Genomic DNA, 9,219 nt, shown 5'->3' with positions numbered 1-9,219 from the left:
CCCTTTGCAACCGCCTCGAGATATTTTCCAAGTATCACAAGTGTGATAAGGGATGCCGACACTTCGAAATACTGCTCCTCAACAATGCCAAATAGCGCGGCAAGCGAGAACAGGTAGGCGGCAGTTGTGCCAACTGCAATAAGTGTATCCATTGATGCACTCTTGTTGCGGGCTGCCGATATCGCGCCCTGATAAAAGCTTGCGCCAACAATAAACTGAACGGGTGTAGATAAAAGAAACAGCAACAAAAGGCGGAATGGGAAGTCCATTACAAACATCCCAAGTGCGATTGCCGGAACTGAAAGCACTGTGCCTATTAGGAGCTTTTGCGTCAACTCCTTAATCTCATGCTCGCGCTCCTTTTTTTCGCGCTGCGAGTCAAACCCCAATGTTGCCTTGTAACCAAGTGCCGATATTTTGTCAATTATCTGCTGTTGGCTTGCCTGTTTCTCATCATATTCAACCTGTGCCCGTGCCGCCGCATAATTCACATTGGCCTTCTGCACTCCGGGCAGTTTGGCAAGCCCTCTTGTGATAAGTGTGGCACAGCTTGCGCAGTGCATCCCATTAACTGTAAAATCTTCTCTTTTCATAAAACTCTCCCCCCTGTTTTTTCTCAAAATCCCAAGGCAGTGGCAAACATCTCAACCACCACAGCCGCAGCCCCCTCCCATCCCGCACGTTCCACCGGCGGCCCTTTTTGGAGCTATTCCCTCATAAGCCGCAACAGTCCCGTCAGCCTCTTCAACAACAATTTTTCCCTGGTACATGCCCATCGAGCAGGAAAAATCAAATGTGCCTGACTTGGTGGGCGTGAATTCAATTGTGTTGTCCGTATTACTCAAGACCTTGCTAATGCCAAACTCAGGAATTACTATGCTTCTTGAACATCCGGACATTTGGCTTAAGTCAGCCACAAGCCTCACAGGCGTTCCTTTTTTAACGCGGATTGGATTTGGGTAATAACTGCCGCCCTGCACTGTTAGCGTTATTTCCTGCACCCCACTTTTCACCTGAATGTTCCCGACTCCTTTTTGGGCAGGTGCGAACTTGGCAGCAGCTTTCTGCCCCTGCCCCAGTGCTGCGATTCCTTCTGTTGGCTTTGCCTGCAGTGCATAGCCTGTTGCCTGGCTATTTTGCAAAACTTGCCCACCCTGTCCGTATTTCCCTCCCGCCTGCGACATGTTGGCAAAAACCATGCTTAATAGGGCAATCACTATCACGCCTATTGCCAAAAGCTCAAGATTTTTCATGATAAACACCCCTTGCCGTATCACTTAAACTATCATTTCATATTCCGTTCAAATCCCGGCCTGTCCGCCAGTCCATACAAATCCTGCCTTTGGCCCAAATATTGAAATCACCGTAACCACAAGGTCAATTGCAAGTGCAAAAAGCAGGAACTGGCTTGCTGTTATGTTGTATTCCTTTGAATCAATGCTTCCGTGTTCCTTGTACAGCATGTAGCTTAGCCCAACCAGTATTGCAAGTGCCGTTCCTGTCAGAATAAACAAGAACTCAATCAGGTGGTCGTTTACCATCATGACCGAAAGCATGGCGCCCATGGTGCCTGCCATAAGCCCACCCATGGCCCCCTCCATTGCCCCCATGACCCCGCAGCACCTGCCTGCCTCAAAACCAAGGCCAATGCCCACTGCCATCCCCACCAGGCTTCCGACATACATCCCGTTTGTGGCGCCGGCAAAAGCGCCTATCAAAAACCCACCCATCATGCCTATTGTCATGCCGTTCATCATCCCTGACATGCAGCCAGTCTGCCTCTTAAATGCCCTTGCATGGAAAAATGCAAAAAGGACTGCAACAACCGAAACTGACATGAGGATGAAAATGATTCCGTATCTGTCAATATAGTTTTGGGTGTTTTTGAATGCAGTCATGAATAGCGCGGCGTGCACGATCAAAAGTACTGCAAGGGAGAAGACTGCGCTGAAAACAAGCTTGCTTTCTTGTGCGTATCCAGGCGCCCCAAAAACCATGTTGACAAGAAATGTCCTGGCCCTTCCAAGAGAGCCTGCCTCATACCCACTCTTTTTCTCCTCTCCAGGCATCAGAATCTGATACCCCTTTTCAAGCAAGTCCCGCCTTATTTTTTCCAAATCGTCCTGCTGGCAGGCAATCCTCACTGTGTTTTTTTTCATATCAAACCCTGTTGCGCTTGCGCCGGCATACTTTGAAACCGCCCTTGCGATTATCTTCTCGCATGATTCACAGTGCATGCCATGAAGCTCAAATTCCTGTTCAACTACCATATTACCAACTCCGTTGCCTTGTTTTCTCTCGTAAGCGGCACTTTTCCCTATTCCACCTTGTAGCCCTCACCCTTTATCGCTTCCTTCACCTTAGAAAGTGCCGACTCGTCAGAAATGCTTACCCTGACCAGACCCGTCTTGAAATCAAGACTCAGCGCCTTGGCCCCGTCCACTTCTCCTATAATGTCTGCCAAAAGCACCTGGCAGCTTTTGCAGTGCATTCCTGAAACCTTGAGCGTTTTTTCCATTTTCTCCCCCCAGTCATTCCTCAATTCCTATTTTTTACCGATAGCGCAGCCTTCCTGTCCGCTTATGGCAATCCTGCGTATGCTGTAGCCTAACCCAATGATGCTTGCTGCAAGCAAATATGGGCTTGCCTGTGCAAGGCTTGCCGCAACCGAACCAATTCCAAGATAATATGTCCATAGCGGAAGGCATATGGGGCAAGCAGTTGTCAGGCCTCCGACTATTGCCCCAAAAGTCCCCCCTCTGGCGCCCACCACACTGCCGCTCTGCCTGTGCTGGTATTCCAAAAGAGTCATGAAAAGAGCCGCCATTATTGCAAGCACAACGACTAGTGCAACATCCAATGGCTTGGCAAGGCTGTTTAATGCAAGCCTCAAGGGGTCAATCACGCTATTTAGCGTCAGGTAGACCACCAAAAGCACAGTGCAAAGAACAGCAAACAATCCTGCGCTTTTTCTGTCCCCAAACACTTTCCTTATATGTCCAATGCCGCTTTCCAATCAATCACCAAGAAAATATTCATTCCAAATCAACCATTTCCCAAGTTCCAAATTTGTGCCAATGCGCTTCCTCGTATCTTTACTTTCTCCTAAGTCACAACAAGGTTTCCGACAAACATGTACATGCTGCAGTGATACTGGTATGTGCCAGGGTTTTTTGGCGTGAATGTGGCAACCTGCTCCTCGCCGCTTCTTGAAATTAAGCTCACCCCAAACTCATTTATGAATAGGGCCCTGCCGCACCCGGAATTCTGGTCAGCGCTGAAGTGAAATCTGACAGGGCTGCCTGCCTTGACTCTGACTTCCGGCTTGTCATACCCTCCCCATCCTGCCTTGACATAAACATCCTGAATGCCACCGGCGCCAACATTCCCTCCAGCACCATCTCCCCCGCCTGAGCCTGTGCTTCCGCTTCCTCCAGAGCCACCGATACCACCATTTCCGCCTGTCCCTCCGCTGCCCCTCCCTCCACCATTCCCTCCAGGCAAGCCTAAATTCTCATTTCCGCCCTGCGCAAAAATGAAAACTAGTGCGAAGCCTATTATCGCCATTGCAAATATTGTCAATATTCCCCTATCCATGCTTTCCCCCTCCGTCTCAATCTGCGTATATTCTTCTGTCTAGCTCGATTGCCAAAATCGTGTTGTTGTCCCTCAAGCCCAATTTTTCCAGTTATCATTTCATCCAATATATATCTTGTTATTTTGTTCCATGGCCCCCCAATCCATTATATTATATGCCTCCTCCGCTCAGCGCGTCATCATTTCATAACTGTTATAAATATCCAAGGAGCAAAGGAACTCCACATCCTAGATTTCATTTGGTTGAAACAATACTTATATGTTGGTGAAACAATGGTTTCAAAGCAAAAAAACAGAAATAGCATGATTTCACAATTGCGAAACATGTCGCTTAACCGCCGCCTTGCACTCGTCGTTAGTCTGGTGTTTGTATTCATTTTCCTGACTTTTGTGCTTGTTTTCACATACAAGCTTCCCAAAGAGTTTTCATTTGGGCTTCTTGAGGTAGTTGCGCAATACCACCTGGAGCTTATGTTTCTCATGTCGGCACTTGGGGTAGCAGTTGGGGCTTTTGCCTTTTATCTCCTATATGAGCGCATTGAAATCAGGGAGGCGGAGTCTGGCATCACTGCTGAAATGCTTCTGGGGTTTCTAAGCGGTGAGGACAGGAAAATCATTCTCTATCTTGTTAAAAACCACGGAAGCGCCTACCAGTCGGAGCTAAGCAGGCTTGAAGGCATAACAAGGCTTAGGGTTCACAGGGCGGTCTTCAGGCTAGAGGGAAAACAAATCCTGGCAGTTGAAAAAATAGGAAAGACTAACAAGATAATTCTAAATGCCGCACTTTACGGTGCGCTTCTGGCAAAGCAATCGCAGATACAACAAACCAACTAACACCAGAAACAGGCAAAGCCGGTGGCGTCATTCCTACCCAGGCCTTTTTAGCCCTCTTCGTCTTTCTTCCTTTTGTATATGTATGCCCCCAGCAGGGCGACACCCAAAGCAACGCCTATTGCAGCATACATCATCGTATCATCTTTTTTAGGCGGCTCAACCTTGGGTTTTTCCTCCACCTTGGCCTCGACTCTGTATGTCCCAGAAGCACTGTTGCTGTTTCCTTCCGAGTCGGTAACGATTATAGTGTAATACACAATGCTGCTTGCATCAAGCGTTGGAATTTCTGCCTGGAATTCCTTGTCGCTAAGCGGATACATAAAAGCCTTCCTTTTGTTGTCCCCAACCGAATAATCCACTTCAAACTGGCTGTCCTTGCCAAAGCCAGAAGCAAATGGGCCAAAGTCTTCAATTGTCGCAGACAAAGTCACAATCCCATTTTCGTAAAAAGCCCTCACATTTGAGATTTTTGGCGGGGTCATGTCAAGAACAACAAGGCTTGTGTCTTCAACCTCAAAATTGACCGACTTTTGGGCAACAATGTTGCTGTACTTTATTTTTGCGCTGGTAGGCATCTTTGCCGTTTTTGGGAATGCCGCAATCCCGCTTGAGTCGGATGAAATCGTATAATTGTCAATCTCCACCCTTGCCTGAAGCCCGATCCCATTATCGTTAATCACCTTGACTTTTGGCGTGTATGTCCTGAATACAATGGTCTTTGCAGTGTCATTGTCCACCATCACCAGAAATTCCTTGGAGGCTTTAAGTGCGCTTGCCGAAAGCAAATAGGAGCCTTTGGCCACAAGCAATCCAGCATACCCGCCTCCATCCGTGTCCTTTCTGATGCCGCCTGCCTCAACCGTCCCGACAACTGGTTTTCCGAACTGGTCTTTGAGCGTGACAGAAAGGACGCTTGCAGGCAATACCACCGTAAGGACAGGGGGGTGGTCGTCCCCGGCAACAACTTCTATTTCATTTGTGGCATTCATGTACTGTGCAATGACTTTGTACTTGTAATCCACGAGCCCTATTGTGAACTCGTTGTTAGTAAAAGTAATCTTTGCCATGCCCTGTGGGTCAGTCTCTCGGGCAGGTGTCTTGAAAGCTCCATACTCCTTATTCAGGTTGTAAATCACATATACCTGCGCCCTTTCAATCGGCCTGAGCTGTGAGTCCAATACCTGCACATTGGCAGTTTCAGTGTATCCTGCAAAAACAGGGCTTGCAAAAAGCGCTACAAGAGCAAACAACAAAAGCCTTTTATCCATATTCTCAACTTGCTTATCTTCTTGTGCATTTCCCAGTGCTACGCTTTTTCTACATCTGGGTTATTTGTACTTGATTATTATTTCCGTTATTATATCCATTCTTGTTATTCTTATATTTTTTTATTGCATTTATTAATTTATATTCTTTCTCAACATGGGCGGTACGGATGGTTTTTGCGCAGGTGGTTCATATACGAGAGTTTTACTCCAATCGTGTTTCCTATTTTTTAACGCGGCAATAAGCGTGCTGTAGGCTCCCATCCTTGCCGAATCGAGCCTTTGCAGCGATTTTATTGCATGTGTTCTTGCTGTTTTGCTGATTGCATTTTTTGACAGAGCCTCAAGGTATCTCATTGCCATTTGGCCACCAAACGACTCAAGACCTGCAATAAGGACATTTATGTTTATCCCATTCTTAACCTTCATTGTTTTTGCAACCTCTACAATGCAACTATAATCCTCCTTTGAACCTGAAACCTCAAGGCAGCTTTCATGCACAAGAAGCATAAGCATTTTCTTTGCTTGAAGCACAATTAGCACATCAGTGCCTTTTGCCCCCTCCTCTGCCGCAAAACACTCAACATCACGTTCTATGTTTCTTAGCCTTGTTTTGTAGAGCAAATGATCTATTTGCTTTATCTCCCCGCTCAAATAGAGTTGCATCAAATCCGAATCGTAAATTGCATCCATCAGCTGCTCAGCGCTCTCAAGCTTCTCCCACCTTGCTTCCAACTCTGTAAGCCTTTCTGTCCACGCGCTGACGCCCCCCTCGTAAAGCTTGAATCGCCCCCATGGCAGAAAATCTGATTTTATATAGTTTTCAACAGCAAGTGCCATTTTTACAAGGCTTGCATCCCCCTCTTTTCCATATCTGGTCAGATAATACCAGCCAATGAAATGCGCTGGCGGCCAAAAGATTGTTTCCGGATTTAGTAGCTTCCTGCAGCTTTGCATAAGCTCCTCATTAAACGCTTGAAATTTATCTCTCTCCAAGTTGCTTGTTAAGAACCCGCTTCTGTGCTGCTGCAGCTTGTATATAATATTAGCCGCATTCACTGCCTCAAGTAGGGAAAGCTCGGCATTTGTTGGATAATACACTATGTCAAGCTCTGACTCCAAATTCGTGCGGCGGTTTATTTCAGACATATATAATTTCCCACAAAATAGCTTTTAATATTCATATGCAACAGGCAGTTTGAGTAGAGTTTTGGCAATCGGGCCCTAATAAATCGGCTTTCCTATGCGCATTTTCTATTTGTTGAGTTTCTTGGATTTTGCTGACAATAGCGCCAATTTTAGCACCTTTAGCGGAAGCATGGCGCACTTTATCCTTGAGGGTCCAGGGTCAATCCCCCCAAGCAAGCCAAGAACAAGTTTTTTATCTGCACCCTGCACTTGGGAAAGTTTTTTTCCCTCAAGCCTGCTTGCAAGCATGGAGGCGCACGCAATCGAAATGGCGCATCCGCTTCCCTCAAACCGTATCTTATTCACAACTCCTCTTCTTACCAGCACCTCAATTCTCACCTCGTCCCCGCACAGTGGGTTGGAATCAAATGCTGCGCCGTCCGGCCTTTCAATCCTTCCCCTGTTTTTCGGGTTTCTGTAATTATCAAGGATTATCTCCCTGTATAGCTCGTCGTTGCCTTCCATTGTCAGTTGCCCCTGCTCAATCCGTTCCAAATATTTTTTTTGCCCTTTCAACTCCGCTGCAAAGCTTTTCTACGTCCTCCTTCCCATTGTAGATGTAAAACGAGGCCCTTGCAGTGGCGCTGACACCAAGGGCCCTGTGAAGCGGCATCGCACACTGGTGGCCTGAGCGCACCATGACGTTTTCCCTGTCAAGTATTGTCGCAAGGTCGTGTGGGTGTATGCCAGGCGTGTCAAATGCAACTATCCCGCCCTTCCATCTCTCCTGCCCGCACCTGTAAACAGTGCAGCCAAGTTCTTCAAGGCCCTTTTGGCACAAATCAGCAAGCGCAATCTCATGCCCCCTGACTCTTTCCAATCCAATCTTCTCAATATACCCAATTGCCGCCATCAGCCCTATTGCCTGTGCAATTGGGGGCGTTCCTGCCTCATACTTTGCGGGGGGGTCTGCATGCGTGAAGCTGCCAATCTCAACTGAGCGAATCATGTCCCCGCCTCCCAAAAATGGAGGAGTGCTCTTCTGCACGCTCTGGCTTATGAACAATACGCCGATTCCAGTTGGCCCCAGAATCTTGTGGCCAGAAAAGGCAAGAAAATCGCAGCCGATTTTCCCAACGTCAAGCCTTATGTGCGGGGCAGACTGTGCAGCATCCACAAGCACCCTTGCGCCTTGCTCCTTTGCCTGCCTGCAAAGCCTAGCCACATCATTCACTGTGCCTATCGCATTTGATGCGTGTGCAACTGCAAGAACCTTCGGCTTTTTTGCCAACAACTCATCTGCCTGCCTCATATCCAGGCACAGCGTGCTTGTGTCAACTCTTATTGCCTCCACCCTTGCCTTCCTTGCCTTTGCAACAATCTGCCAGGGGACAATGTTTGAATGATGCTCCATCTGGCTAATCAAAACCATGTCGGCGTGCGAAAGGTTGGCCCCTCCCCAGGCATAGGCAGCCAGATTAATCCCTTCCGTGGTTCCTTTCGTAAAGACAATTTCATCGGGCCTTGCTCCAATGAACCTTGCCACCTTTTCCCTGGCCTTCTCGTACAAGTCGGTTGCCTGCTCAGACAGGCTGTAGGCCCCCCTGTGGATGTTTGCATAGCTTCCTTCGTAAAATTCCACAAGCGCCTCTAACACTGCACTTGGCTTTTGAGTGCTTGCCGCATTGTCAAGATAAAAGACCGGCTTTCCATTGATTTTTTTATTAAGAAGCGGAAAGTCAGCCCTGATTTTTTTCTCATCCAATGTCATCAACAAATCCGATTATTGGGTTGAGCTCCTTTACAAACCTTGCCCCTGCCTCCTTGTCCATTCTTGCTAAGCACTCCTGGTAAAATCCCCTTGTTATGATGCTTTTAGCGCCAGCCTCGCCAAGCCCCCTTGTCTTTAGGTAAAACAGTTCCTCTTCCTCTGGCTGCCCGACGGCTGCACCATGGGCTGCTGAAACATCATTGTTTTGCACGTCAAGTGAGGGCATGGAGAAGCTTTGGGCCGAATCTGAAAGCATGAGGACCTTTTCCCTAAAGTCTGTTGTTGAAAGCTGCGCCTGCCTTGAAATCTTAAGAAGCCCGTTGAAATTCGAAACTGCTCCCCCGTCAAGCGCCCCTTTTGCAAAAATCTGGTTTTCAGTTCCTTGCGCATCATGCACAGCATCTTGCTGGAAATAATATCGGGCATTCCCAAAACCGTAAAATATCCCGTTGTAATGCGAAGATGCAGATTCACCGACAAGAAAGCTTCTAGTTGAAAGGACGCTTGTCCCGCACCCTAAGCTTGCCTCGTCAACCAAAACCTTTGCACCTTTCTGAACGTCAAACCTCTTTGAGAAAGCCTCCAAAGCCCCGCCCATATTCCTGTTCAATGATGCACACGATA

At 47.6% G+C, this 9,219-nt stretch carries 12 protein-coding genes; 1 reads left to right on the top strand and 11 read right to left on the bottom strand.

Going from position 1 to position 9,219, the window contains the following annotated elements:
- From FJZ26_02160 to FJZ26_02135, 6 genes are all read right to left on the bottom strand, one after another.
- Positions 1-593: cation-translocating P-type ATPase (locus FJZ26_02160; GenBank protein ID MBM3229210.1), on the bottom strand; the 593-nt coding region annotated here is incomplete at its 3' end.
- A gap of 51 nt (positions 594-644) precedes the next feature.
- Positions 645-1,253 carry a hypothetical protein gene (locus FJZ26_02155; GenBank protein MBM3229209.1) on the bottom strand — a complete coding sequence of 203 codons (609 nt, stop codon included), beginning with the start codon at positions 1,251-1,253 and terminating at the stop codon, positions 645-647.
- 48 nt (positions 1,254-1,301) lie between these two features.
- A complete protein-coding gene (locus FJZ26_02150; GenBank protein MBM3229208.1) occupies positions 1,302-2,270 on the bottom strand; it encodes a hypothetical protein in 969 nt (322 codons plus the stop codon).
- A gap of 47 nt (positions 2,271-2,317) precedes the next feature.
- Positions 2,318-2,518, bottom strand: coding sequence for a heavy-metal-associated domain-containing protein (locus FJZ26_02145; protein ID MBM3229207.1), 201 nt, complete (start codon positions 2,516-2,518; stop codon positions 2,318-2,320).
- Positions 2,519-2,545: 27 nt separating this feature from the next.
- The gene (locus FJZ26_02140; GenBank protein ID MBM3229206.1) at positions 2,546-3,016 is read right to left on the bottom strand and encodes a hypothetical protein; all 471 of its coding nucleotides are present in this window, start codon (positions 3,014-3,016) and stop codon (positions 2,546-2,548) included.
- An 89-nt stretch (positions 3,017-3,105) separates the two neighbouring features.
- Positions 3,106-3,597: a hypothetical protein gene (locus tag FJZ26_02135; protein MBM3229205.1), complete on the bottom strand. Its 492-nt coding sequence runs from the start codon at positions 3,595-3,597 to the stop codon at positions 3,106-3,108.
- 273 nt (positions 3,598-3,870) lie between these two features.
- On the opposite strand from FJZ26_02135, the gene FJZ26_02130 reads away from it, so the two are divergent.
- Positions 3,871-4,431: a hypothetical protein gene (locus tag FJZ26_02130; protein MBM3229204.1), complete on the top strand. Its 561-nt coding sequence runs from the start codon at positions 3,871-3,873 to the stop codon at positions 4,429-4,431.
- 47 nt (positions 4,432-4,478) lie between these two features.
- On the opposite strand, the gene FJZ26_02125 is transcribed toward FJZ26_02130, so the two are convergent.
- The 5 genes from FJZ26_02125 to FJZ26_02105 all read right to left on the bottom strand — a co-directional run bounded on the left by FJZ26_02125 (position 4,479) and on the right by FJZ26_02105 (position 9,205).
- Positions 4,479-5,699 (bottom strand): hypothetical protein, encoded by a 1,221-nt coding sequence (locus tag FJZ26_02125; protein ID MBM3229203.1) that lies wholly within the window; start codon positions 5,697-5,699, stop codon positions 4,479-4,481.
- Positions 5,700-5,831: 132 nt separating this feature from the next.
- Positions 5,832-6,845 (bottom strand): hypothetical protein, encoded by a 1,014-nt coding sequence (locus tag FJZ26_02120; GenBank protein MBM3229202.1) that lies wholly within the window; start codon positions 6,843-6,845, stop codon positions 5,832-5,834.
- Positions 6,846-6,950: 105 nt separating this feature from the next.
- Positions 6,951-7,349 (bottom strand): iron-sulfur cluster assembly scaffold protein, encoded by a 399-nt coding sequence (locus FJZ26_02115; protein MBM3229201.1) that lies wholly within the window; start codon positions 7,347-7,349, stop codon positions 6,951-6,953.
- 16 nt (positions 7,350-7,365) lie between these two features.
- Entirely contained in the window at positions 7,366-8,589 is a 1,224-nt protein-coding gene (sufS, locus tag FJZ26_02110; protein ID MBM3229200.1) for a SufS family cysteine desulfurase, read from the bottom strand.
- On the bottom strand, positions 8,582-9,205 hold the full coding sequence (locus FJZ26_02105; GenBank protein ID MBM3229199.1) for a SufD family Fe-S cluster assembly protein: 624 nt from the start codon (positions 9,203-9,205) through the stop codon (positions 8,582-8,584). The genes sufS and FJZ26_02105 overlap by 8 nt, the downstream gene beginning before the upstream one ends.
- Between the last annotated feature and the right edge of the window lie 14 nt (positions 9,206-9,219).

Source organism: Candidatus Parvarchaeota archaeon (genome assembly GCA_016866895.1).
In the GTDB taxonomy this organism is placed as follows: domain Archaea; phylum Micrarchaeota; class Micrarchaeia; order Anstonellales; family VGKX01; genus VGKX01.
Note: the sequence above shows the minus strand (reverse complement) of the source record. Positions and strands in the feature narration are given on the sequence as shown.